This is a genomic window from Pseudomonas sp. L5B5 (assembly GCF_020520285.1).
Classification (GTDB): Bacteria; Pseudomonadota; Gammaproteobacteria; order Pseudomonadales; family Pseudomonadaceae; genus Aquipseudomonas.
This window is the reverse complement of sequence record NZ_CP084742.1, coordinates 5,741,734-5,766,321: the sequence shown is the minus strand read 5'-3', so window position 1 is coordinate 5,766,321 and position 24,588 is coordinate 5,741,734. Positions and strand designations below refer to the sequence as shown.

General features: G+C 63.8%; 20 protein-coding genes, 1 tRNA gene and 1 pseudogene. 4 read left to right on the top strand and 18 right to left on the bottom strand.

Translation table 11 applies throughout. From position 1 onward, the window contains the following. Positions 1–2 precede the first annotated feature (2 nt). Complete coding sequence (locus tag LGQ10_RS26535) at positions 3–782, top strand: aminoglycoside adenylyltransferase domain-containing protein (RefSeq protein ID WP_226526202.1); 780 nt, start codon at positions 3–5, stop codon at positions 780–782. 27 nt (positions 783–809) lie between these two features. Here the strand turns inward: LGQ10_RS26535 and LGQ10_RS26530 are convergent, their stop codons facing one another. The 4 genes from LGQ10_RS26530 to proP form a co-directional block, all read right to left on the bottom strand. Continuing rightward, positions 810–2,195 (bottom strand): flavin monoamine oxidase family protein, encoded by a 1,386-nt coding sequence (locus LGQ10_RS26530; RefSeq protein WP_226523679.1) that lies wholly within the window; start codon positions 2,193–2,195, stop codon positions 810–812. Between the two features lie 544 nt (positions 2,196–2,739). Further along, entirely contained in the window at positions 2,740–3,249 is a 510-nt protein-coding gene (locus LGQ10_RS26525) for a hypothetical protein (protein ID WP_226523678.1), read from the bottom strand. Between the two features lie 21 nt (positions 3,250–3,270). After that, positions 3,271–3,648 carry a DUF2750 domain-containing protein gene (locus tag LGQ10_RS26520; RefSeq protein WP_226523677.1) on the bottom strand — a complete coding sequence of 126 codons (378 nt, stop codon included), beginning with the start codon at positions 3,646–3,648 and terminating at the stop codon, positions 3,271–3,273. 140 nt (positions 3,649–3,788) lie between these two features. Next, positions 3,789–5,291 carry a glycine betaine/L-proline transporter ProP gene (gene proP / locus LGQ10_RS26515; RefSeq protein ID WP_058434258.1) on the bottom strand — a complete coding sequence of 501 codons (1,503 nt, stop codon included), beginning with the start codon at positions 5,289–5,291 and terminating at the stop codon, positions 3,789–3,791. Positions 5,292–5,669: 378 nt separating this feature from the next. On the opposite strand from proP, the gene LGQ10_RS26510 reads away from it, so the two are divergent. Next, a complete protein-coding gene (locus LGQ10_RS26510) occupies positions 5,670–6,704 on the top strand; it encodes a hypothetical protein (protein WP_226523676.1) in 1,035 nt (344 codons plus the stop codon). A gap of 362 nt (positions 6,705–7,066) precedes the next feature. Here LGQ10_RS26510 and LGQ10_RS26505 read toward each other — a convergent pair whose 3' ends face one another. The 4 genes from LGQ10_RS26505 to LGQ10_RS26495 all read right to left on the bottom strand — a co-directional run bounded on the left by LGQ10_RS26505 (position 7,067) and on the right by LGQ10_RS26495 (position 11,292). Continuing rightward, the gene (locus LGQ10_RS26505; protein WP_058434256.1) at positions 7,067–8,110 is read right to left on the bottom strand and encodes a hypothetical protein; all 1,044 of its coding nucleotides are present in this window, start codon (positions 8,108–8,110) and stop codon (positions 7,067–7,069) included. A 186-nt stretch (positions 8,111–8,296) separates the two neighbouring features. Further along, a complete protein-coding gene (locus tag LGQ10_RS31370; RefSeq protein WP_264194083.1) occupies positions 8,297–8,431 on the bottom strand; it encodes a type II toxin-antitoxin system ParD family antitoxin in 135 nt (44 codons plus the stop codon). A gap of 64 nt (positions 8,432–8,495) precedes the next feature. Continuing rightward, positions 8,496–9,620, bottom strand: coding sequence for an AraC family transcriptional regulator (locus tag LGQ10_RS26500; RefSeq protein ID WP_226523675.1), 1,125 nt, complete (start codon positions 9,618–9,620; stop codon positions 8,496–8,498). 109 nt (positions 9,621–9,729) lie between these two features. Further along, positions 9,730–11,292 carry an MFS transporter gene (locus LGQ10_RS26495; RefSeq protein ID WP_058434254.1) on the bottom strand — a complete coding sequence of 521 codons (1,563 nt, stop codon included), beginning with the start codon at positions 11,290–11,292 and terminating at the stop codon, positions 9,730–9,732. 200 nt (positions 11,293–11,492) lie between these two features. On the opposite strand from LGQ10_RS26495, the gene LGQ10_RS26490 reads away from it, so the two are divergent. Continuing rightward, positions 11,493–12,449 (top strand): LysR family transcriptional regulator, encoded by a 957-nt coding sequence (locus LGQ10_RS26490; protein WP_226523674.1) that lies wholly within the window; start codon positions 11,493–11,495, stop codon positions 12,447–12,449. Here LGQ10_RS26490 and LGQ10_RS26485 read toward each other — a convergent pair. The 8 genes from LGQ10_RS26485 to LGQ10_RS26450 all read right to left on the bottom strand — a co-directional run bounded on the left by LGQ10_RS26485 (position 12,393) and on the right by LGQ10_RS26450 (position 22,418). Continuing rightward, the gene (locus LGQ10_RS26485; protein ID WP_058437784.1) at positions 12,393–13,139 is read right to left on the bottom strand and encodes an SDR family oxidoreductase; all 747 of its coding nucleotides are present in this window, start codon (positions 13,137–13,139) and stop codon (positions 12,393–12,395) included. The two genes, LGQ10_RS26490 and LGQ10_RS26485, sit on opposite strands and share 57 nt — an antisense overlap. Before the next feature lie 96 nt (positions 13,140–13,235). Next, positions 13,236–15,011, bottom strand: a complete 1,776-nt coding sequence (locus LGQ10_RS26480) for an FAD-dependent oxidoreductase (protein WP_226523673.1) — start codon at positions 15,009–15,011, stop codon at positions 13,236–13,238. A gap of 47 nt (positions 15,012–15,058) precedes the next feature. After that, a complete protein-coding gene (locus LGQ10_RS26475) occupies positions 15,059–16,768 on the bottom strand; it encodes an FAD-dependent monooxygenase (RefSeq protein WP_226523672.1) in 1,710 nt (569 codons plus the stop codon). Beyond that, the gene (locus LGQ10_RS26470) at positions 16,765–17,496 is read right to left on the bottom strand and encodes a methyltransferase (RefSeq protein ID WP_226523671.1); all 732 of its coding nucleotides are present in this window, start codon (positions 17,494–17,496) and stop codon (positions 16,765–16,767) included. The genes LGQ10_RS26475 and LGQ10_RS26470 overlap by 4 nt, the downstream gene beginning before the upstream one ends. An 18-nt stretch (positions 17,497–17,514) precedes the next feature. Beyond that, positions 17,515–19,935, bottom strand: coding sequence for an AMP-binding protein (locus LGQ10_RS26465; RefSeq protein ID WP_226523670.1), 2,421 nt, complete (start codon positions 19,933–19,935; stop codon positions 17,515–17,517). 71 nt (positions 19,936–20,006) lie between these two features. Next, complete coding sequence (locus LGQ10_RS26460) at positions 20,007–20,813, bottom strand: class I fructose-bisphosphate aldolase (RefSeq protein WP_058435830.1); 807 nt, start codon at positions 20,811–20,813, stop codon at positions 20,007–20,009. Between the two features lie 8 nt (positions 20,814–20,821). Beyond that, complete coding sequence (locus LGQ10_RS26455; RefSeq protein WP_226523669.1) at positions 20,822–22,144, bottom strand: 3-dehydroquinate synthase II; 1,323 nt, start codon at positions 22,142–22,144, stop codon at positions 20,822–20,824. Further along, a complete protein-coding gene (locus LGQ10_RS26450) occupies positions 22,113–22,418 on the bottom strand; it encodes a hypothetical protein (RefSeq protein WP_226523668.1) in 306 nt (101 codons plus the stop codon). Before LGQ10_RS26450 ends, LGQ10_RS26455 begins: the two co-directional genes overlap by 32 nt. A 302-nt stretch (positions 22,419–22,720) precedes the next feature. Between LGQ10_RS26450 and LGQ10_RS26445 the strand changes: the two are divergent. Continuing rightward, positions 22,721–23,318, top strand: a pseudogene (locus LGQ10_RS26445) (transposase); the annotation flags it as partial. A 428-nt stretch (positions 23,319–23,746) separates the two neighbouring features. On the opposite strand, the gene LGQ10_RS26440 reads toward LGQ10_RS26445, so the two are convergent. Both LGQ10_RS26440 and queC read right to left on the bottom strand, forming a co-directional pair. After that, positions 23,747–23,822: transfer RNA gene (locus LGQ10_RS26440), tRNA-Lys, on the bottom strand. 63 nt (positions 23,823–23,885) lie between these two features. After that, entirely contained in the window at positions 23,886–24,587 is a 702-nt protein-coding gene (queC, locus tag LGQ10_RS26435; RefSeq protein ID WP_058434892.1) for a 7-cyano-7-deazaguanine synthase QueC, read from the bottom strand. Between the last annotated feature and the right edge of the window lies 1 nt (position 24,588).

Below are 24,588 nucleotides of genomic sequence, written 5' to 3'. Positions count from 1 at the left end.
CCATGCCACTACACGATCTTGAACAACACTCGCAGCTTCATGCCGCTGTGACGCTGCTGCAGCAGACCCTCAGCCACGACCTGCTGGCGCTGTACCTGCACGGATCGGCTGTCACCGGAGGCCTGCAACCACAGAGCGATATCGATCTGCTGGCGATCGTCGAGCACGACCTCTCCCCCCGGCAGCGCGGTGCGCTGACGGCCGGCCTGCTGCAGATCTCCGCACGGCATCCGGCCGCAGCGGGAGGCCCGCGCTGCCTGGAACTGATCATCTTTCGCCGCACCGACCTGCTCGAACCCTGCGTCGCGGCGCGGGCTGAACTGGTTTATGGGGAATGGCTGCGAGAAGACTTCGAGAACGGGGAACGGCCAACGCCCCATTGCGATCCTGAATACAGCCTGCTGCTGGTCCAGGCTCGGCATCAGGCCGTTGCCCTCCTGCCATGCGCCGCCCCCCGATTGCTGCCCCAGCTCTCGCCGCAGCAGGTGCGCCAGGCCATGGACCAGGCGCTACCGGCGTTGCTGCAGGGGCTGCCCGGGGATGAGCGCAACGTCGTGCTGACCCTGGCCAGGATGTGGCGCACGGCCCAGGCCGGGGATTTCCTTGGCAAGGACCAAGCAGCGGCCTGGGCGATCCCGCAGCTCCCCTTGCCGCACGCCGACACCCTGGCCTACGCGCGCCGCGCCTACCTGGGGCAACTGATCGATGACTGGAACGACAAGCAGGTTCAGGTACGACAGCTGGCTGACTACCTGCGCGCACGCTTCAGTGAATGCCCCTGACCTTGCGGACCGACGCTTGCACGTCGCTCAGACCGGTTCGCCCAGCACCCGCCGCGCCTCGCGCCAGCCCGACAACAGCGCGCCATGGACAGTCCCGCTGTAGTCCGGGTGGGTGGCTTCCCCGGCGAACAGCAAGGTGGCGTTGACGGGCGCGGCAAGATCGTGCCGATCGGAAGGCCGCGCACCTGTCTTGGGAAACGAATAACTGCCACGGGCAAACGGGTCCGACTGCCAGCGCGTGATGTGCATGTCGGTGGGTAGCGGAATCGCGGCGCCGAAGATCTTGCGCAGGTGGGCCATGGCATCCTCGAGAATGTCCTGGTTGGACATGGCTTCGAGCACCCGGGCCGGGCTGCCTCCATGCAAGGCACACAGCACGGGCTTTTGCGCGTAGTGGTTCAAGGGATACCAATTGGCCCACAAGCCCTTGTCGGTGTGCAGTTGGCTGATGATGGCAGCCTGGCCCCAGAACACCTCCGGAAACAGGAACACCGCCTTGTTGTAGACCCCCATGCCCAGGCGATCGATGGCACCGCGCTTGTTCTCCGGCAATGCCGGCGAGAAGGTGACCCCACCTTCTTGCAGGACGCCCAGGGGCAAGGTGACGATCGCGATGTCGGCTGCCAGTTCGCCATGGCTGGTGAACACCCGCGCCCCCGAAGCGTCATGCTGAATACGGGTGACCTTGTGGTTGAAACGAAGGTCCAGGCCTTCGGCCATCTTGTCGACCAGTTGCCCGTAGCCTTGGGGAAAAACCACTTCATGCCCCTGGAACCCACTGCCTTCGTTCACCCCCCAGGCGGCGATGTCCTGCGGATCGGCGGCCAGCCCGTCTTCCAGTTCGCGACTGAAGAGTTCCAGGACAGTGGCTTTTTCGGCCGCCGTGCCGGCCAGCCCGGCGAGCACCTGCTCCATCGCATCCCGGGCATTCAGTTCCGGCGCCGCACCGCGCACCGTACGCCCAAGCACCTTGTTCGCCTGGTCCTGGAGGTGCGTAAGCCACTCCAGCTCCTTGCTGCCCAACTGGTGACCGTTGGCGTCGTAGACCGGATTGGATGCAGGCCTTTCCACGTCGTATACCGCGGTGTCGATGCCCAGCTGCCGGACCAGGTCTGCCACCGGGTTGCCATCGATGCCGTGGATCCAGGAGGCCCCCAGGTCCACCGGTACATCCTTCCAGTTGCGATTGGTCCATATCCGGCCGCCCACTCGGTCTCGGCCCTCGACCACCGTCACTCGATGGCCGGCAGCGTGCAGCATCCGGGCGGCGGCCAGCCCGGAAATACCGGCACCGATCACCAGGACGGTCTTGGCAGCGGGAGCTGGCGCGCCCCTGGCGATGGCAGGAGCCACCAACGGCGATGCCGCCAGCAGGCTCAACTTGATCAGGGTTCTACGGGAAAAGGGAGGCATGCGCCAAACTCCAGATTGGATAATCCGAATGGTCCGGCCTTGTACCATGCAGAAACATGTATTCATTGGGCCTCGAGATCCCATGCTCCACGCAGCAGACTTATCGAGGTTTCAAGCAATAGCCGGCAACTTGCAACTGCGCAACCGGAAGCACAGCAGAATTCAGTCCAAACTTCTTCAACGGGTTAATTCAATATCTACTTGATATAAAAACGCAGTACGGCTGCACGCGCCAAACCAGCCACAACCTATATTTCTTTGGCCTTGACCTTCAGCCAGCAGCTTGCATCAGAGTCCAAAAGAACCTCATCGAAGTTAAATTTTGGTAAAAATTCGATAAACCCCGGCATATTGCCGAAGCACTTGTTCGAACATGTCGAAATTGCAATGAACGCCGCAGGCTATTGAGCCCACTACATTAACAATCAGGAAAAATGACATCTGTAAATATAAGTAAAAACAAGTTCATTCATATTCACAGGATGCGCGAACAGGCCAGCCCATCCCCCTGTTCATCGGCACGGGTGGATAGCGAGTACCAGGCTCAACGGACCACAGCCGCCCAATCGCTGCACTGCCCTGCGTGGGCCCGGTCGGATTCCTGCAACTGCCGTTCCCGGGCGTAGACCGGGTCTGCCGCGATCTGCCGCTCCTGGGCCGGGTTCAGGGCGATGCCATGTTCGATTCCCGCGTGCTCGAAGAATGCCTGGGCGGCCAGATAATCATGCAGGTCGATGATCGAAGCCTGGGCACACTCCAGGCTCGCCCCCTGCCCCTCCTCGAAGTACAGCAACAGGTCCGAGAAGGCATACAGGTACAGGTTGCCCATTATCTGGGCGCTGGTTGCATCCTGCTCGTCCACCACCACTGCATCTACCGCCACCTCCAGGCCTTCGCAATCCGGCGCCGGCCCTCCGGCCAGGCAGGCCCAGGCCTGGTCGATGAAGTCCCGGCAGAATCCGGGGACAGCCAGCGCCCGGGGACCCTGGAGCCCCGCCAAGCGGTCAAGGGATTTCAAGGCGACATACAGCTCAATAAGCTCTTGTGCTTGCATGGAACCTGCTCAATCCTCGGATCAAAGATACGGCTGCAGCTCGTCGTTGATCAGGCTGCCCAGGTCGTCGGGGCATATCACCACACCTTGTTGCGTCGGCACGGGAAACACCTGGCAGACCCGGCTATCCGCGCGCAGCCCCGGCAACCATCGGCCGCGAAAGTCATCGAGGGATATCGGCTGCGCCACGAAACCGGCCCAGGCACCCGTGGCACAGGCCTCGGCAAGCGCCGCTTCGGGCCAGAGGGGCACGGCCTCGCCAACGTCAAAGGCCGAGGTGGCCCAACCGTCCTGATACAGCCCCCAGGCCTGCTCGAAGTCCACGATCTTGCGCACGAAATAATCGAGTCGCTCTCCCGGCGCCATGGCCAGGAGGTTATGCCGTTTACGCTCATGCATCCTGGGTACCTGCTGGATTTTGTCGCACAGTAATTGCCAACAGCCAGCCCCACAAGTCATTGGCTACTGCCGTCCACCTCCGGAACCCAATGTTCCTGGTTATCCCGGGGCGGCTGCGCGACAAAATACGCTCCCAGGTCCTAGTCGATCCGCGGGTGCTGTTGCGCCAGGTTCTTGCGCTTGGCCTCGAGCTCGGCGATCTGCGTATCGATGTCTTCGATCTTCTGCTCGATGGTGTCGTGGTGCTCCTGCAACAGCTCTCGCGCTTCCTCGATATCGGCAGCCGCGGGGGCCGCACCGCGCAACGGCTTGTTGGCCGTCTCGCGCATGGAAATGCCGGTGATCAGGCCGATCACCGCCACCACCATCAGGTAGTAGGCGGGCATGTACAGGTTTTCCGTGGTTTCCACCAGCCAGGCCGCCACGGTGGGGGTCAGGCCCGCGATCAGCACGGAGATGTTGAAGGCACTGGCCAGGGCGCTGTAACGGATACGCGTGGGGAACATGGCCGGCAGCGTGGAAGCCATCACGCCGATGAAGAAATTCAGCAGCACGGCCAGGATCAGCAACCCGGCGAAGATCACCCCCAGCACACCACTGTTGATCAGCATGAAGGCCGGAATGGCCAGTACGAACAGGCCGATGCTGCCGCAGATGATGAACGGCCGACGCCCGACCTTGTCGCTCATGAAACCGATGATCGGCTGCACGAACAGCATGCCGACCATGATCGCAATGATGATCAGCACCCCGTGGTCTTCGCTGTAGTGCAGGTTATGCGACAGGTAGCTGGGCATGTAGGTCAGCAGCATGTAGTAGGTGACGTTGGTCGCCACCACCACGCCGACACAGGTCACCAGGCTGCGCCAGTGCTGGGTCGCCACTTCCTTGAAAGACACGGCGGGACCGGAAGCCAGGCCTTCCCGATCGCCCTGCTCCAGCTTTTCGACATGCTGCTGGAAGGCTGGGGTCTCTTCCAGGGCATGGCGCAGGTAGAGCCCGATAAGCCCCAGAGGCAAGGCCAGGAAGAACGGCAGGCGCCAGCCCCATTCGAGGAATTTCTCCTCACCGAGGATGGTGGAGATCAACACCACCAGGCCCGCGCCAAGGACAAAACCCGCGATCGAGCCAAAATCCAGCCAGCTACCGAGGAACCCACGCTTGCGGTCCGGGGCGTATTCGGCAACGAAGATCGAGGCGCCGGTGTACTCCCCGCCCACGGAAAAACCCTGGGCCATCTTGGCCAGCAGCAACAAGATCGGCGCCCAGATGCCGATCGAGGCATAGGACGGAATCAGGCCGATGGCGAAGGTGCTCAGGGACATGATCACGATGGTCGCCGCCAGGACTTTCTGGCGACCGTAGCGATCCCCCAGGACGCCGAAGAACAGCCCGCCCAGGGGCCGGATCAGGAAGGGGACGGAGAACGTCGCCAAGGCGGCGATCATCTGCACGCTGGGGCTGGCGTTGGGGAAGAAGACCTTGCCCAGCGCATAGGCGACAAACCCATAGACACCAAAATCGAACCACTCCATGGCGTTGCCCAGCGCAGCGGCGGTGATCGCCTTGCGCATCTTGGCATCGTCCACGATCGTGATGTCCTTCAAGCCGATCGGCTTGACCCTTTTTTTGCGCGACTTCATGGCAGATTCCCTTTGACTGGACTGTGCTCGTGGATACGGTTGCCCCGGGCCGGGTAGAGACAGCTATGAGCGAACAGTGAGATAACCCATGTGCAGCGACCCGGGGTCTATGCCATCAGATAGCCAGGAATCCGAAATAATTCACTGCTCACGGTAATTGGCGATTGTTTTGTCCCTCCGCGCTTGCCGTCACGCCCTGGTCCGAGAGCGCCCTGCGCTTTCCACCCGTAGGGCTTTAGTGCTATTGAAAATGCCGATCCGGCTGTTCGACAGTGACCCCGTCGACGGCAGTCTGGAACTCTCGGTGCTACCCACCCACTAATTTCGGTCGCCACACCCCAGTACCCAGTCATGGCCTCGTGCCGATAAGGACATCCAATGAACATTCCAAAAATCCTGCGTCCCTTGGCTATCCTGGCCCCCGCCAGCTTGCTGGCAGCCTGCGCCTCGATTGGCGGACCAGCCAGCCCCCCACAACAGAACCCCACCGGCAAACTGCTGGACATGCTCGACCAGGCCACCCGCGAAGGCATGTCCGTGGTGCTGGTGCCGACGCTGATGCCCAACAAGAGCGTGACCGATCTTTCCAGCTATTCGCACCGGGTCATCTTCAAGAACAAGGACATGCCCGGCATCGCCTACATGCAGGCCTTCGCCAACAACGACCTGGAGAAGATCAAGGACGCCGTCTACCTGTGGGACTTCCTCGAGGTCAACATCATCCCGCCAGGGACCTACCTGTTGTCTGGCGGGATCGACTACAAGATCGACAGCACCCTGGCTGACATCAAGGCGCCCAAGGGCCAGCCTGGTGCCACGCCCTTGGGCGCGGTGAACCTGTCCGCCGTGCTGTATCGCCGGTTCGTCAAGGAAGAGTATTGGCGGGATGCTTCCTATGCTGACAGGACCTACTCCCAGAATGTCTGCAGTGCCGTGCACATGGCTTCCGGGCAATGCGTGAGCTGGACGCAGCAGAACTACAACCAGCGCGAGCAGGTCTCCCAGGGCGGCTGGACCGAAGGCACGAAGATCCAGGACGTCCAGTCCATCAAGCTGCAAGCGCAGATACCCGACGCCTATGCCCCGCTGGCCTTCACCATCAAGCCCGGCCAGATCCTGCTCAGCGACCGCTTCCACCTGAAGACTCCGGGCGTGCACTACGACCCGAAAACCTGCAAGGCCGTGGACACGCAGAACATCAAGTGCGCCCTGCGGGACATCCAGGTCTACATGCGGCCCGCGCCCATGGAGTTTACGAAGAAGTTCATCGATCACGAGCAACCGAAACTCTCCGAGACAGGCCGCCAGGTACTGGCGCGCATCCAGCCGATGCAGACCCAGGTACTGGGTGAGAAAGGCATGGAGGACCTGGTGTGGGGCTTGCCGGTCACCTTGAAGAAACCCGGAAAATAGCTCCGTCAGCGTGCCGAGCCGACCTTTGTGGGGGCTCCACCGAGGCTGAGGTCCAAGATTGACCGGCCAGCTACGTGGCATGGAAGAGCTATGGAAGAAGCAGGGAGATCAGGCCCCACGGGGTGACGATTACCGGGACCTGCCGCCCAACCGGACTTCATTGCAGGAGCCATCCGGACAATCCGCGAGGCGGCAAGGCAACCAGGATTCTCACCAGTGACGTAGCCATGGCCCGCCGGTATCTGCACCAGCGCGTCTTGAGATCGGGGCCCCTGGTTTTGACGAACGTAGATGCCTGCGTCGTATCGAGGGGCCTTGAGGCAGCCCCTCGATAGCCCTGAAATGCTGGGCCCGGGCTTTTCCTACTGGCGCAGCGACAGTGGCACGCCCCAGATCGGATCCTCCATGCCTTGCTTGCCCAGCGGCGTGATCTGCAGGGGCTGGAGTCTGGACAACAGTTGCCGGTGCTTATCGCTCAGGTTGCGTTGCTCGATGAGATTCTGCGTAAAGCTCATGGGCGCCGGCCAGGTGTAGACCGTCAGGTTGTCGAGCGGACACTCGATCTTTTGCGGATCGATCGCCCGGCACTTCGACTGCTGATACTTGTAGCCAGGGGTCTTGAGGTGCATGCGCGGGGCCAGCAGCAATTGCCCGCCCTGGACGGTGAAGCTGGCAAGCGCCTTGTCGGCAGGAAGGCGCGCCTGGACCTTGATCGACGGAACATCGCGGGAGTCGGTCTGCTGGTAATAACCGGCCCCAGAGCCCTGCGTCGTCTGGGTATATTGCTGCTCGCCCCAGCTCACGCAGGCACCTGACGCCATGTGCACGGCGGTACAGACCTTCTCGGTCTTGATCTCGCTGCCATAGGTGGCGTCCTTCCAGACCTCTTCCCGGTAGTACTCGCGATAAAGCTCGGGGGACAGGTAGGCGGTGCCATTGGCGCCACGACCCGAACCGGGTGGCCCGCTGCGAGCGCCGACCTGGTCGAGCAAGCCGCGGATCTGGTAGTCATCGCCTCCGGTCAGCAGGTATTTGCCAGGGGGCAGGATATGCACCTCCAGGGCCTTGAACAGGTAGGTTTCGCCAGGCTTTCTCTGCAGCGCATTGGTCTGGAACTTGCGGCCGAAGGTTATCTTCGGGTCCTTCTCGTATTCCCAGATCGCCGTCGGCGTCCACTGGGTCATGGTCAGCGCATCGCTCAGCGACTTGTGCGGCATCACGTCGGCCACCAGCACCACCGTCATGTTCGCCTTGAGTGCCGCGTCCACCTGGTCCAACAGCTGCGCGTAACGCGGATCGTCCATGCTGCCGTAGGCACCCGAATCGAGATCGGACACGCAGCCGGACAGGGAAAGAGAGAGAAGTAACGCAGCAGGCAGGGCTAAACGCGGCCAGGACAGTTTCATGTATCGATCCTTGATAGGCGTTGGTATGGGTCGTCGAGCAGCCATGATTACTGGCTTGGAGTCCGAGCGCAATATTCAGGAACCTGAATCGGATGGCATGCGCAACGCGGACGAACAAGACATGAACGGCCCAGGGCTGCGAATCCTGGGCAGCTCAAGGGCCGTGGGTTGATGCGGGAACTGGCGTTAGTCAGCAAACAGCCTGGGGCGCAGGGTTACCAGTAGACCCAGGCCATCACGGATCACTTCGCTTTCAGTGGCATATTCACCGGTAGCGACCTTGGCTTTCACCACGTCGCCCACCTCCAGCGACTGTGCCATGGCGCACGAACCTCGGCGTACACGCCGATCGCCTCGACCTCCGGCGGCACCACCGAGCGGCTGGTCACACGCCGCTCGCGCGCAACCACGCGCTGTAGCCCCGCGACGGATCGGCCCGCCCTGCTGCCGCCATCAGACGGCTTTCCCGTGGCGTATAGCCGAAATACTGCTTGTAGGCGCGACAGAACTGCGTCGGACTGTTGAACCCGTATCGATACGCCAGCTCGGAAATGGTCCGGTGCGATACCTGATGCGCGAGCAGGTGAGTGCGGATCTTGATGAGCCGACGCCGACGAATATAGGTGGCGACGCCATCCATCGGCGTAAACAGCCTGTACAGCGCCGAACGTGACAACCCGACCTCGCGGCAGATCTGCTCGACGTTCAGATCGGGCGAATCCAGGTGCGCCTCGATGTATTGCCGCGCGCGCTCGTGCTTCAGGCGGTCGACGCCGTGCGCAGACTGCTCGATCACATCGGCATCCTGCACGAACACGGCGTGCAGCAGGCTCAGCGTACCCTGCGCGATGTGCGCGATCTGCTTCGCGTGCAGCCCCGGCAGGTAGCGCGCGGCCAGTTGCAACTGGCTGATGAGCAGTAGGCTCGCGTGGCAATTCAGCAGTTGGCCATGCAGCAGGCTCGCCGACACTGGGATCATGCTGCGCGGAACGATGAGGATCACCGATTCACCCTCCGGCACCGTGGCGCTGAACGGCTTCGACATGTCCAGCAGCGCCAGGCACGCGCACGGCTGCTCGAACCCGCGCCCGTCGATCTCGTAGCGCAGCGTGCCGACGGGATTGAGCAGCAGGTAGAAGAAATCGAAACCGTCCTGCCGGATCAGCGCCATGGTCCGTTCGAAGCGATAGCTCGACGGCGCGGCCGCCGTGGTGCTCTCGAAGCGCCGGAAGCCGAGCACCATCGACCCGAACGGCACATCCACCTGATCGAACGCGAAACCGCCCGCCTGCACGCCGTGCATCGTCAGTTCGAGCAGCCGATTGTGCTCGGCCCATGATTCAACGCGCTGCTCGCTCGGATAGTCCCGCGTGGAAAACCGGTAGCCGTCGCGCTTGCCACCCATCCAGGCCGGGCGCTCGCCGAGGCCGCACCGGCCGAACTCGAGCGACAGCAGGGGCATGCACGGCGTGGCCCACGCCTCCGTACGCATCTCTTGCACTTCTTCCATGATGTGTCTCGTTATTCTTGTTGGTTGACACTACAAATGCTGGTCCGACCGGGCAAGGCAGATGGTCACGCCGTCGCCTATTCAGGCGCCCTCCGCGCCGTGGCAACGCTCAGCCGGCTTCCTTGCTCAACGACGCGTCCGGCAACGGCATCTCGGACTCATCGTGCGTCCGTACTGAGCCTAGCGCGGCAAACACGACGAGCGCCGTGATCACGGCCGCCCCCGCCAGCAAATAGAACTGGAACTCGAAGGCTGCGTTATACACCTGCAACAGCAGCGCCCGCGGCGCTTCCGGCAGCAGCGATACGGCGTGCGTGACATCCGAGATCGCGAGCCGGTTCGCCGCCTCCTTCAGCGCGACGGGCTCCGCGCCCGCGATCCCCGCGCGGCTCAGGTCGCCGAAGATTCGCGCCGACAGGATTGCGCCGACCACCGCGATCGCTACCCCATCCGCCGTGAGGCGCACCGCGTTGAAGATACCGGTCGCCATGCCGGCCCGTTCCTTCTCGACGACGCTGACCGCCATCCCGTCCATCAGCCCCCATGGCAGGCCGATGCCCACCCCGATCACGATCAACGGTGCGACCGAGTTCGCAAGCGTGCCGGACGCCATCGCGACGCCGAGCCACGCGAGCCCGACAGCCGCAATCAGCAGGCCGATGCCGGAAATCACGCCGGCCGTGAGCCAGCGCGCGAGATACGCTGCAACGAATGGCAGCACCAACAGCGGCGCGGACAGCGCGATCATGAAGCAGCCGGCCTCGAACGCGCTCTGCCCGTCGATGCCCATCAGGCGCATCGGCAGTAGCAGGATCAGCACCACATAGGTATAGGCCGGCGCGGCCGCGAGCACCTGCACGCCAATGAAGCGCGTGTTGCGAAACAGCGACAGTTCGAGCATTGGCCGACGCACGTGGGTTTCGATCGCGATGAAGATCGCGAGCAGCACCGCCGACGCCAGCAGCGAGCCGATCACGATGCGGCTGCCCCAGCCGTTTTCCGGCACCAGCAGGATCGCATAGGTGAACAGCCCGAGCGTGCTCGTGAAGCTGATCGCACCCGGCCAGTCGAGTCCGGCCGCGTTCGGGTCGCGCGACTCGCGTGCACTGATCTGCACGAACAGCACCACCAGCACGCCGAGCAGCGCGGGCAGCCAGAACACCCAGCGCCAACCGAGTGTATCGACCAAAAAGCCCGCCACCAGCGGGCCGAACGCGGCACCGAGCCCGAAGGTCGTGCCGATCATGCTGAACACCTTGGTGCGGTCGCGGCCGTGGAATTCTTGCGCGAGCGTTGCCATCGCGCCCGCGAACGCGGCGGCAGCGCCGAGTCCCTGTACCAGGCGCAGCACATCGAGCACCAGCACGGTCGGCGCAAACGGGATCGCGGCCGTCACCAGCACATAGGCCAGCATGCCAAGCAGCCACAGCAGCTTGCGCCCATATACATCGGCGAGACTGCCCGCCGCCATCGTCGCGCTGCCGTAGGTCAGCAGGTACGCGTTGGACACCCAGTTCAGTTCGACCGCCGTGCCCCCCAGCGCTTGGCTGATCGACGGCACGGTCACGACGGGTCCCGCGATGCTGAGCGGAATCAGCACGGCGGTCATGCAGGCGGTCAGCAACAGTAGGTTCGCGTGGCCCCGGTTCGGATGATGCTCGGATTGGCTCATAGAATGTCAGTGGCTCGGTAAGGAAGAGGAAGGAGAGTTCGCGCGCGGGCTGACACGCCCGGCGCAGTCGCGCATGCGAATGCACGAATTGCCTGCAAACCGATTCACCCGGTTTGATTCAAGCGTACGAGATTCAGTGGGAGAGAAAAATCACATACAATTCCTTTGACACGGGAAATATATTCCGCACGGAAATAGCCATGGATAGGTTGAGCGGCATCACAGTCTTCGTTCTGGTCGCCGAGACGCGTAGCTACGTCGGCGCCGGACAGCAACTCGGGCTGTCCGCGTCCGCGGTCGGCAAAAGCATCGCGCGCCTGGAAAAACGCCTCGGCGTCAGGCTCTTGCATCGCAGTACCCGCAGCATGAATCTGACCGCCGAAGGCGCGCTCTACCTCAAGCGCTGCCAGCACATTCTCGCGGAAGCCGCCGTGGCGGAATCGGAGCTGTCGCACACGCTCGACGCGCCGCGCGGCAAGTTCCGTGTCAGCCTGCCGCTGGTGCGCGACCTGATGCTGCCCGTCATCGCCGCATTCATGCAGCGCTATCCCGAGATCGAGCTCGATATCGATTTCACCGACCGGCTCGTCGACCTGATCGACGAGGGTTTCGACGCCGCGGTGCGCACCGGCACGCTCAACGATTCGCGACTGATGTCGCGCCGGCTCGGCGTCTACCGTCTGCTGCTGGTCGGCTCGCCCGACTATTTCGCGCGCAAGGGCGTGCCGGAGCGGCCCGCCGACCTGCGTGAACACGACTGCCTCCAGCACCGCTTCCTCACCACCGGCAAGCTCGAGAAGTGGCCGCTCTGCGCGGACTCGCTCGACGAAAGCCTGCAACTGCCAGCGCGGATGACCTGCAACAATATCGAGACCCTGCTGCATGTCGCGAAAGCCGGCCACGGCATCGCGTGCCTGCCGGATTTCGCGGTGCGCGACGCGTTCGCCGCGCGTGAACTGCAGATCGTGCTCGACAAGTACACGCAGAACTCCGGCGCGTTCCACGTGCTGTGGCCATCCGGCAAGCATCCGTCGCCGAAGCTGCGGGTCTTCGTCGACTTCCTGCATGCGAACCTGTTCACCACGCCCGACGCCGAGCGCCTATACGTAGACCATGCCGCCGTCAATGACGATCTCAGAGCCGAGCAGGAAGCTTGACTCGTCCGAGGCCAGATAGACGGCCGCGCGCGCCACGTCCTCCGGCAGCCCGACCCGGCCGGCCGGAATCATCGCCTTGACCTGCTCAAACACGCGCTCGGTGTTGTCCAGCCCGAGCTTGTCGAACGCGGGTGTGCGGATCGGACCCGGGCTGATGCTGTTGACGCGGATGCGCCGGCTGGTGAACTCGCCCGCCAGCGCGCGCGCCATCGACAGCAGCGCACCCTTGCTGGTCGCATAGGCCGCGCTCACGCCACTGCGCCCGAGATGGCCGCTGACCGAGCCACAGAGGATGATCGACGACGGCTCCGCCAGCAACGGCGCCAGCGCCTGGATCAGGAACAGCGGCCCTTTCACGTTGATCGCCATCAGCCGGTCATAGCTTTCCTCGCTCTCCACATCGAGCCCGTGGCTGGTGACGATGCCCGCGTTCACGAACAGCGCGTCAATGCGCGGCCAGCGCTCGCGCAGCACCTGAGCGAGCACGTGTTGCGCAGCGACCGAGCCCGCATCGCTGCGGATTACCCACACGTCCCGCCCGAAACGGCTTTCCGCCGCCGCGAGCGTGTCGGGGTTCTGGCCAGTGATCGCGACAATCGCGCCTTCCTCGAGAAACTGCCGGGCAGTCTCCAGCCCGATCCCCGTCGTGCCGCCCGTGACCAGTGCATACTTTCCTTCAAGCCTTGCCATACATCCTCCTTGAGTTGATCGACAGCGGGGCGACGCCGCGCACCACGTAGATTTACGTTGCATAACTGTGTCGATGCATCCGCATCCATTGGCCGGTCAGTGCACCGCTGGGTCCGGCTGCGCGACGTGCGCGACCGGGCGCGACAGGCCAAGCAGCGGCAGCAGCACCTCGCGCAGGCGCGTCGTGCAGGTCGCCTCGTCACCGGGCGCGACGCCGATCCAAGCGATGTGGCCGTCCGGGCGGACCAGCACGCACGACGCCTCGTCGAAACCGCAGCGGGCGTACAGGTCGCCGTACAAGTCCTCGACCGCCTCGCCCGGGCCGATCACTTGCGCCCGCACCGGCAGGCCGAGCTGCGCCGCGCAGCGCGTCGCGGCCTGCGCCCAGGCGCGACCGGCGATGCCGGTCAGCACGGTGAACGCGCCGTGTCCGACCAGCTCGAGCGACGACACCTGCGTGCCGCGCGACGACAGCCACACGTGCGGCACGCGCGCGCCCGCGACAAACGACGAATGGAAGCGACAGAACAGGTCAGGGTCCTCGGCCGGCGGCGGTTCCTGCGGATCCGGCGCGATCGCCGCGGACCGGTACAGGTGGTTGAGTTCCGTGCCATGCCCGTTGAACTCATAGTTCTTCGCGCGCAGCGCGCGGTAATAGTGCTCGCGCCGGCGCTGCCCAGCCTCGCCGCCCAGCGTGAGGTAGTCGTCGTCCAGCCCGCCGCGGTCCAGGCCGAGCGCCGCACTGAGCGTGCGGCTCTCGTCGATGCTCTTCATCGCGCGCTCGACGATCCCGCGCCCGACCGGCGCGCGCTCCTCGCTATAGGTGTCGAGCAGCCCGGCGCCGGCCTGCCCCTTGATGACATAGGCCAGTTTCCACGCCAGGTTGTACGAGTCCTGGATCGAGGTGTTCGAGCCCAGTCCGTTGTTGGGCGGATGACGATGCACCGCGTCGCCGACGCAGAACATCCGGCCGTTCGAATAGCGCGTCGCGTAGCGGCTGTTGACCGTCCAGGTCGAGATCGAGCGCACGCGGATCTCGGTGTCGTAATCGCCGATCATCTGCTTCAGGATGTCGGTCGCGTCGTCGGCGCTCAGCTTCGGCGGTGGCAGGTTGATGTCGTAGTTCCACACGCCGAGCCATTCGTGCCATGGCCGCACCATCCGCAACGCGCCGACGCCGATACCACCCGCCATCGCCGCGCGGCTGAAGATCAGGAAGATCGCGCTCGGCCGGTGCTGGACCAGCGGTGCGAGATCCGCGTCGAAGAAGATGTTGATGCAACCAGCCTGGTTCTCTTCGCCGGTCATCGGCAGCGCCGCGTCTGCCGCGACCTGGCTGCGCGCGCCATCGGCGCCGATCACGTATTTCGCGCGAATTTCGTATTCGCGATTGTCGAGACGGTCGCGCACCGTCACGATCACGCCGTCCGCGTCCTGCACCGCGCGCACGTACTCGGTCGAGAACTTCGCATGTGCGCCGTTCTGCAGGGCCTTGCCGAGCACGATCGGCTCGAGGTAGGTCTGCGGAATATCGCACAGCAGGAACGGGCTCGCGATCCGGTAGTCGCTGATGCGCTCAGGATGCGCGCCCCAGGATTTGAGGCGGGCGATCTCGTTGCCCGCGAGCGTCTCGCAAAAGACGGTGTTGCCCATGATGTCGTTGAGCACCGCGTTCGCCGCCAGCGATTCGCCGACGCCGAACTCGTTCAGGATCTCCATCGTCCGCTGGCCTGTGATATGCGCGCGCGGAGTGTTGGCGAGCCAGCGGTGCTTGGTCACCACCATCACCTCGATACCGTAGCTGCTCAGGAACAGCGCCGCCGCGGATCCCGAGGGGCCGCTCCCCACAATCAACACTTCTGTTTCAATCATCGTGTTCCCCCCGTGACAAGAAAACCCATCCACCCTGCGCGCGGCCGTCAGATCCGGCCCACCGCACGATCGAGCACCGCGCCCGCGTGGCGCGGCGCCGTGTCGCCGCGCCACGCGACGTGCTGGTCGGGCCGCACCAGAACCAAGCGCCGCGCGTACAACGCGCGCGCCGCATTCGATTCCACATCGACGATCGACAACGGGATCCCGCGCGCACGTGCCGCATCGGCCAGCCGCGCGGCGCAGTCATCGTTCACCCCGGCGGTCGCGCCGCACGCGCGGACCCGCAGCAGCGTGAAGCCCGTACCGAGCAGGTCGAACATCGAACGCCGCACGCCGTCCGCCCCCGTCACCCACATATGCGGCAGCCGACCGCCCGGCACGCTGCTCGGTCGGTAAGCCAGCAGATCGTCGTCGGGCGGCGCGCCGTCCGGCCACACGATCGGCGAACCGTCGTAGCGCGCGCCCAGTTCCACACCCGGTGCCTCGAACTGGCGACGAAACCCCGTCAGCTGTTCGCCCAGCTCGCGCCGCGCCGCCTCACCTGCCGCGTCGTCGGCCTCCACGTGCGCCGGCACCCGCAGTTCGCCGACCCGCTGCGTCAGGAAGCGTGCGGCAGCGGTGTTACGATGCGCGATCGGCCGGCGCTCCGCCTCGTATGACGCCAGCAGGCTGTCTCCCGCCCAGCCCTGCACCGCCGCTGCGAGCTTCCACGCGAGATTCGCCGCGCCGTCGATGCCGGTGTTCATGCCGAGCCCGCCCGTCGGCGAGAACAGGTGAATCGCGTCGCCGGCCAGATGCACCCGCCCCGCCGAGAAGCGCTCCGCCACCAGCGCCACGCCGCCTTGCCACGGCGCATGCGCGAGCACCTCCACGTCCACCGCGCAGCCCACGCCTTCCTGGATCCGCCGGATCACCGTCGCATCGTCCGGCTCCGCCGCGCCGACCTCCGGCTTCGACATCAGCAGGAACTCGTCGCCGCCGTCCAGGCTCACCAGCAGCATCCGCGCGCCCGGCGCCATCACGTTGTACATCCAGGCCTTGCGGTCGCCGAGCAGCTCGCCGTGCAACGCAGGGATCCGCACGTAGCTCGAGAACATGTGCCCGCCCAGGAAGCCGTCGTGCGCGCCGCCAGGTCCGGCGTAGGCGATCCCCAGCGTGCGGCGCACGAAGCTCGCGCCACCGTCGCAGCCCACCAGGTAGGCGGCGCGCCAGCGCTCGACCGCACCGCCGCCGGCCGGCTGCGCCGACAGTGTCACGCCAGTCGCATCCTGCTCGAAGCCGCTTACCCGCCAGCCGTAGCACAGCGTGATGTTCGGACGCGTGCCCGCGTGCGCGAGCAGGAAGCGCTCCACATACATCTGGTTGGCGCGCAGCAGTGGTTCGGGTTGCTGATCGAGCTCACCGCCTTCGTGAGCCGCGCGTGATCGCTCCCGCTCCGTGCCCATGCCGAGCCGCGCCAGCTCCCAGCCCGCAAGCCGCGTGAAGTAGGCGATGTCGCGCGGATGATCCGCCGGCAACCCCAGCCCACGCACCGCCTCCGAAACGCCCAGCCGCCGGTAGTGCTCCATGGTCCGCGTGTTGTGGGTGCTCCCCTTCGGATGCCAGCGGCTGTCCTTTTCCAGGTTGAACACCACGCTCGCCACCCCGTGACGATCAAGGAACAGCGCCAGCATCAGCCCCACCGGCCCACCGCCGACGATCGCCACGGGGCGCTGTGCGCCTTGCGACAGCGCATCGAATGCATCCGTCGTCACGCGCCGGCCCCTCCCGCGTCGCGCCCGGACTGCGCGCCACCGGGCCACAGCCGCAGGATGTCGTAACGGTGTGCGCCCGGACCCTCGCCATACGCCGACGCGACCACCGTCGATGTATAGCCGTGCTCCGTCAGCAGCGCCGTCAGCGCGGACTCGTCACCCTGGCTGCTGAAGCCGATCAGCAGCTGGCCCGACGGACTCAGGTACGACGGTGCTTCCCGCAAGAAGCGACGATGGGCGACGTAGCCCGCATCGCAAAACGCGCGCAGGATCGGTTGCTCGAACGCGTAATCTTCCGGCACGAACACGAAGTTCGAGTTCCAGAAAATCATGTCGAACCGCTCACCGTCGTCCAGCACGTCAAACAGGTCGCCGTGGCGCGTTGATACCCGCTGCGCCACGCCGTGACGCAGCACGTTCGCCCGCGCGTTGCCCACCGCCGCCTCGCTGATGTCCGACGCCACCACCCGCGCGCAGCCCGACAACGCAGCCGTCACCGCCGTCACGCCCGTGCCGCAGCCGATCTCCAGGAACGCGCCGCCGTGCGGATACGGCAGGTGCTGCGTGAAGATCCGGGTCGACTGGAAATGCGTCGGCGGAAACACCCCGTCGTGAACCTCGAAGATGCGCCCGTCGCATTCGTACTGCGTCAACCGCTCCGCCTCGGCGGCGGCCAGCCGCCGCCGCACCGACGCGACTGCGTCGGATTCATAGTTCTGGTCAGTCATCTCTCTTGGCATCTCCATTCAGACCCCCACACCGGCTGTCGCCCGACGCGTCACATGCAGTACGTCGCGGCTCGCGGCCCCGCCGTCCGCTACCTGTTCCAGCAAGTCCCCCGCCGAGTGGCGCAGCAGCCGCTTCAGCACTTTCCCAGTCGCGCCCACCGGCAGGAACGACAGGCTGCGCACCACGACCACCGCGACCAACTCCTCCGGCAGCTGCGCACCGATCGCGTCGCGCAACGCGTCCTGCACCTGCGAGGCCAGCGCGGCGGGGTCCGTCACACGGCGCTCCGGCAGCACCAGCGCGAGCAGCGCGGGATCTCCCTGCGCGCCGCCTTCCACGCCGACCACAGCCACGTCGCACACGCCGTCCACCTGCTGCGCGACCTCTTCCAGCTGCAGCGTGTACAGCGCGCCGAACGGCGATGTCACCACATCGACCTCACGGTCGATCTGATAGAACACGCCGTCCTCGCAGTACGCGACGTCGCCCGTCAGGAAGTAGCCGTTGCGCCACGCGCCCTGGGTGCGCTGCGGCTGCTGCCAGTAACCCGAGGTGATCGTGGGAGCGCGCACCGCCAGCAGCCCAGTCTCGCCCGGCGGCACCTCGTCGCCCGTTTCCGAGTGCAGGATCTTCGCCACCGCGATGTCCACCGGCCGGCCGATCGCACGCCGCGGCGCCAGCGCGTCCAGCGTCGATTCGCTACGAAACAGCGCCATGCCCAGTTCAGAACTGCCGAACGCATCGATGAAACGCGACGCCGGCGCGCCCACCAGCAGGCGGCGCGTGTGGCTCTGGTGGGCCGCGTCGCCCATGCTGAACCAGCGCCGCACCGTGGCGAATTCGCGCTCCGCCACGCCGCCCTCCACCAACTGCATGTAGCTTTTCGGGAACGCCAGCACCGTGGTCGGCATGAATGCCTTGATCGCCGCACGCACCCTCTCGCCGTCCTGCGTACCCATCACGCAGGTCGGGATCCCGTGCAGCACCGCCGTCTCCAGATGGCTGATCGCCGCCGAATGCGACTGCGGCAGTGCCGTCAACAGGCGTTCGTCCGGACCTTCCGCGAAGCGCCCGATGCGCGCCCGCTTGCCCATGAAGAACTGCCGGTGCTCGAAGCGCACCGCCTTCGGCACGCCAGTTGTCCCCGACGTGTGGCTCAACATCACCAGCGTCGAATCCTCCGGCGCGACCGGCCACCACTCTGGCAGCTCGACCTCCGGCTCGAGGCGCGCCTGCGATACATCGACGAGGGCAGATGCGTTCAGCACCCGCCACTGCCGCACGAAGCCGCTCGATGCCTGTGTCTGCGCATCTACCACCAGCTTGTCGAAGCCGTTCTCGCGCATGTAGGCCTCGCCCACCTCGGCGGGCATCGCCGGATTGATCAGCGCGATCGCCGCGCCCAGGCTCGTCAGCGCCAGGTAGTGCAGGAACGGTGCGATGCCGTCTTCCACGCAGACCGCCACCACATCGTCGCGGCCCACGCCTTGGCGCAGATACCAGTCCGCCAGCGAGCGCCGGTACTGCTGCAGCGTCGCCAGGCTCAGCGCGTGCAGCCGGGTGCCGTCCGCATAGCAAAGCGGCTTGTCGAGGTACAGGAACTCGACGCCCTTCACCGGGCTCAGCCCGAGGCACAAATCGAGGAAGTTGCCGCTGCCCAGCGAGGCATCCGCGCGCAATGCGGCCAGCCCCGCTTCCGGCAGGCGCGCACCGCCGCCACCGCCGTAGGCCATCAGCTCGCTCAGCATCGCCATCCGCAGCTGCACCATCTCCTCGCCGACCGCCACCACTCGAGCTCTGAGATAGGGTCGCTCGGCGATCATCCGGTCGATGATCTCGCGCATCACGATTGCGTGCTGCTCGTCTTCTTCCACATGGATCTGGAAGAACCGCAACGCCCGCATCGGCGCATGCCGGTGCCGCAGCGCATCGAGGATCGGCCCGTAGACGATCGGCACGATCGCCTCCGCGCCGAGGCACAGGGCTGCCAGCCCATCCAGCGGATCCCCGCTGCGGCAATAGCGGAACATCGCGTCGATCAGCGCCTGCGTGCTCGATAGCACCGGCAGGCTACGCGGCACCGCGCCCAGCTCGTCCATCGCCTCGCGGTAAAGCTCCGCATGCGAGACCTGATCCGTGTCATTGCCCGACAGCTCTTCTGCCAGGTTGTGCGACAGCGCCTTGAATTCGCCCAGGTCCGTCAGGCTCCCCATCAGCGAGCACAGGTAACGTGTGAAGTACTGCGAATAATGATGGTGCTGAATCAGGAAGCCGCGCAGTTGCGCGTCGCTCACCATGCCCGCCCGGCACGCCGTCAGGAACGGGTTTGCGCTCAGATCCTCCAGCAATCCCGCCGGAAACATGTCCACCCACAACGGCGAGAGCCCATGCGCGACCGGAGCGGACAAACCTGTTTCCTGGTGATTCATTGTATTCATCGGTTCCACCCTCAAGAACCGCGCCCAGCCCGGGCGCGGAGATCAGACTCATGTCGGATTCACCTTCGCGCTCACACTGCGCTGAGCTCCAGCACCCGTTCGGTTTCCTCTCCCTTCACGCAGCCGGCGAGCAGCCTCAACAACGCCTGCGGTCGCGCATGCTGGAACACGTTGCGACCGATACACAGCCCGCTCGCTCCTTGCTGCACCACCGCCCGCGTCATTGCCACCAGCCCTTCCTCGCTCGCCTTCTCCCCGCCCGCGAAGAAAATCCGAATGTCGCTGCCATGCCGCCGCACCAGCTCTCCGATTTCATGCAGCGATTCCGGGTACGCCAGCTTCACCGCGTCCGAACCCAGCTCCGTTACCACCCGCACCAAATGGTTCAGCCGTCCCAACCGCTCCGCCGCCGTCGCCGCCTTCACCTTGTCGTAAAGCATCGTCAGCAACGGCAGGCCTGCCTCGTGCGCCGCGTCCGTCACCGCGCCCAGCATCGTGAAGTTGTGCGCGAAGTTCTCTTCCGTGAAGTTCACCTGCATCGACACCGCGTCCGCACCCAGCCTCAGCGCCGATTCGATATCCGACACCATCACCTTGGTATCCGCGTGCGGCGACAGGCTCGCCATTCCGTTCAAGTGCACGATCACCCCCGTCGCCGGGTGCAGCTGCTCACGCACAATCAGCCGCTCGATCAAGCCCTTGTGCCCCAGCACTGCACTGATGTGCGGGCTGCCGATCCAGCCTTTGAAGGTGTCCGTCGCCTCCAGGCCCGCGATCGGCCCCAGCGTCAGGCCATGATCCACCGGTACGATCAGTCCGCGCTGCGAATCCGGGAACAGAATCCGCCGCTCTCTCAGTTTTCTGCCGACGTAGCCCATGTCCCCTCCTACTTCTCGATGATCGTCTCGTTGATCTTGATCCCAACGTGACGACCCGGCTCCGTCACATAGCCCAGTACCTTGTCTCCCGGTTTCAGCTCCGAGATGTTCAGCGGCTTAGCCCCATCCGAGAACACCCGCACATGCCAGTCGTCCTGCATCAGGATGTTCACCCGCTCCCGACCCGCGAACTCCACCTCGATCAGCCGCAGCGGCCGCTGCTCGATCTTCATCCGCCCCACCGATGCACGCCTCACCCGTCCCTTCGAGTTCACCAGCATCACCGGCGAACCCGCCTTCAGCTCGCTCATGTAGTCGGTCCGGTTGTCCGTGTTGAACACATATGAGTGCACCGCCCCCGCATTCACCCGGAACGGCCGCAGCTCCATGTAAGGCAGGAAGAACACCTCCGGACAGCACAGCAGCCCGCCCTGCGAGGTGCTCCCCACCAGCATCCCCTCGTCCGGTTCGAACAACGTCGAAGTATCGATGCACGCGCGATAGCCCATGCCCACCGGTCGGCTCTCCACCACCGTCCCCACCTGGATCGCCAGGTTGCCGTGCTCCGCGTCCGACAACTGCCCCAGGAAGCTCGTCATCACCGCGTGGTCGCGCGGCGAGAAGATCACCCCTTCCGCCCCGTACTCCATCACCCCGTAAGACACGATCGCGTCGTCCACGTCGGCCGGGTCCTTGATCTCCTTCATCAGGATCGTCTTGGTCGATTGCAGCGACGCGATCACCAGCTCCAGCGGAATGTTGGTCGGGTCGCGGAACAGGATCCACAGATAGTTGAACGCCAACCCCTCGTTGATCGCGCTCAGCAGACTCTCGCGATCATCCACATAGCTCGTGTAGCAGGTCGTGAAGCCTTCAGCGCCCAGTTGCCCCAGCGCGCCCGCCTCGTGGTACGCCACGCCCCGGCGGTGCTTGCCGTCCGCCTTGAAGTCCGCGGAATGCGGGCTGCCGCGGAAGGCTTTCAGATCTGCGGCGTCGCGCAGCTTCAGCACCACCTGCATCCGTTCCGGAATCGCTGGCAACAGGTCCGCCACGTTGTCCAGGTACACCACCACCCCGCTGTACTGCGAGTTGATCACCCGCATGAACACGCTATCGTCCGGCTGTGGCCTCGCCAGTTGCACCGTGTCGTACCACACCAGTTGGCTGTCCAGCCCCGAGCGCTTCGACTGCCCTGCGCTCCCCAGATTGGTCAGCTTCACCGAGGTTCGTTTCGATACCGTCTCCGGTGTTTCGAACTGCTCTGTCGCCACCGGCGCTTCCTTGATCGACAGTGCTTCCTTAGCCTTCGCTACAACACTCACGTTGCTCATGCGGGTTCTCTCCAGGTGGATGTATGAAGCTGCGCCGACCAGGCGAGCCGGTCGCCGTGTGCAGTACGACGTGAAAAACCTCGGGCGGCGTGGCCGCGCCCAGCTTTCGCAGCATGCTGACAATCACCGGCAGGCATTCATCAAATGCGCTGACGGGCTCATTCGGGTGACACACGTAGCTTTGCTTCTGGCAGGAAAAAACAAATCCCTGCTCTGGCAGGCACATCGTCTCGAACAATTTGACTTCCCATCTGATCTGTCGTGATTCCTCCATATGAGTGCTCCTATGGCCGGATTATTTTCGGTGGTCACGACGACTTGGTTATCGTAGATCCCACACCAATCCGACTGTTAAGCGTTTCGTCCCAATTGATTGACGTTTTGTCCCGCGGGAAAAAATCATCGGCAAAGAATTGGCTATGCGAAAACTTTGGAAATAATTAACTAAGCGAAACATTGAATAGGGAGAGGAGAACAACCGATCGGGGAATGGCGCGGACGGCCGTAGAGTCGGGAGTGGTCTAATCATTCTGGACACCCATTCAGGCGAGAATGCTCGCCATAAAGAGGTGTCTGATGACCAAGCAACGGCGCACTTTTACGCCAGGGTTCAAGCGCGAAGTTGCCAGCCTGGCGCCGACCAAGGCTAGAGCCACATCGAAGCAGCGCGTTCGCTCGGGTTGGTTGAGTCGGCCTTGCGCCACTGGGTGAGCCAGCTTCAGGAAGAGCGCAATGGTGTGACTCCGCAAAGCAAAGCGTTGACGCCCGAGCAGCAAAAAATCCAGGAGTTGGAAGCCCGGATCAATCGGCTGGAGGGGGAAAAAACGATCCTAAAAAAGGCCACCGCGCTCTTGATGGCCGAGGAACACGAGCGTTCGCGTTAATTGATCAACTTCGTTCTGAAGAACCTGTTGATCTGTTGTGCTCGGTATTTGAAGTCACCCGATCTTGCTATTACGCGCACTGCCGCAAGCGTCGATCTCCGAATGTTGAGCGACTAATTTTGCGCGGCCGCGTCAACGAGCTGTTTACCCAACGCCACAGCGTAGCGGGCAGCGTAAGCATCATGTTGATGATGAACGAGGACGGCATAGCGATTGGGCAATGCAAAGTTCGTAGACTGATGAACGAGATGAAGCTGATTAGCAAACAGCCCGCTACAAGAAAGCGACGGTGGGGCGGTTATTTCGCAGTCTAATGGGTACCGACCATTGGCTAAATAAGGGCATCGCTGGCACAGCTGAATATTGGCGGTGTCTTGATGCAGCGCTACAACTGGCAGCGTCTGCATTAGTTCAATAGCAGGCTGACGTCCGCTGTTGCTGAGGAAACACTTAACGCAGTGTCCGGGATTAGTTGACCACTACAAGTCAGTGTTTCTGTGAGAGTTGCTGACGTGAGCGTCGAAATGGATCAGTTCGCACTAAGGCAAAGCTAATTTCTTGAGCGCTTAAACGAAAAAACCCGCTGACCGTGACCGGTAGCGGGTTATTTCATATTTACATCATTTTGGATGTGAACCTGATGTTCACTTCCGATGGCTGCAAGACTAGCAGAGCGGCTTAGCCAAGCCCTTTCCAGTGCTGCATCCGACCATGAATATGGTGGGTCGTGTGGGATTCGAACCTACGACCAATTGGTTAAAAGCCAACTGCTCTACCAACTGAGCTAACGACCCGCTGTGTGGTGGCGCGTATAATACTGATTTCTAACGGGAATTCAACACCCTATGTGAAAAAAATCAAAAATAAGGTGTTGGATCGCAGATATCGGCCGCGCGGAAGCCATCGGCGCGCAAACGGCAGCTGTCGCATTTTCCGCAGGCATGGCCATTGTCATCCGCCTGGTAGCACGAAACGGTCAGCCCGTAGTCGACCCCCAGACGAACTCCGGCCTTGATGATGTCGGCCTTGCTGAGGTTCTGCAAAGGCGCCTGGATCCGAAAGCCCTGCCCTTCGACACCGGCCTTGGTCGCCAGGTTGGCCATTCGCTCGAAAGCCTCGACGAACTCGGGACGGCAATCCGGATAACCCGAGTAATCCACGGCATTGACCCCGATGAAGATATCCCGAGCCTCAAGGACTTCCGCCCAGCCGAGGGCCAGGGAAAGGAACACGGTGTTGCGCGCAGGTACGTAGGTGACAGGAATCCCTTCGCCGGGGGACTGCGGGACATCGATGGAAGTGTCAGTCAGGGCCGAGCCGCCGATACCATTGAGGTTGAGGCCGATGACTTTATGCTCCACCACTCCCAGGTCCCGCGCAACGCGCTGGGCAGCTAGCAGCTCCGCACGATGACGCTGACCGTAGTCGAAGCTCATGGTGTAGCAGCGATAGCCTTCGGCGCGGGCCATGGCCACGACAGTGGCCGAATCAAGGCCGCCGGAAAGGAGGATCACCGCTCGTTTTTCAGGTACGGCCTGGCTCTGTAGGGATTCAGTCATT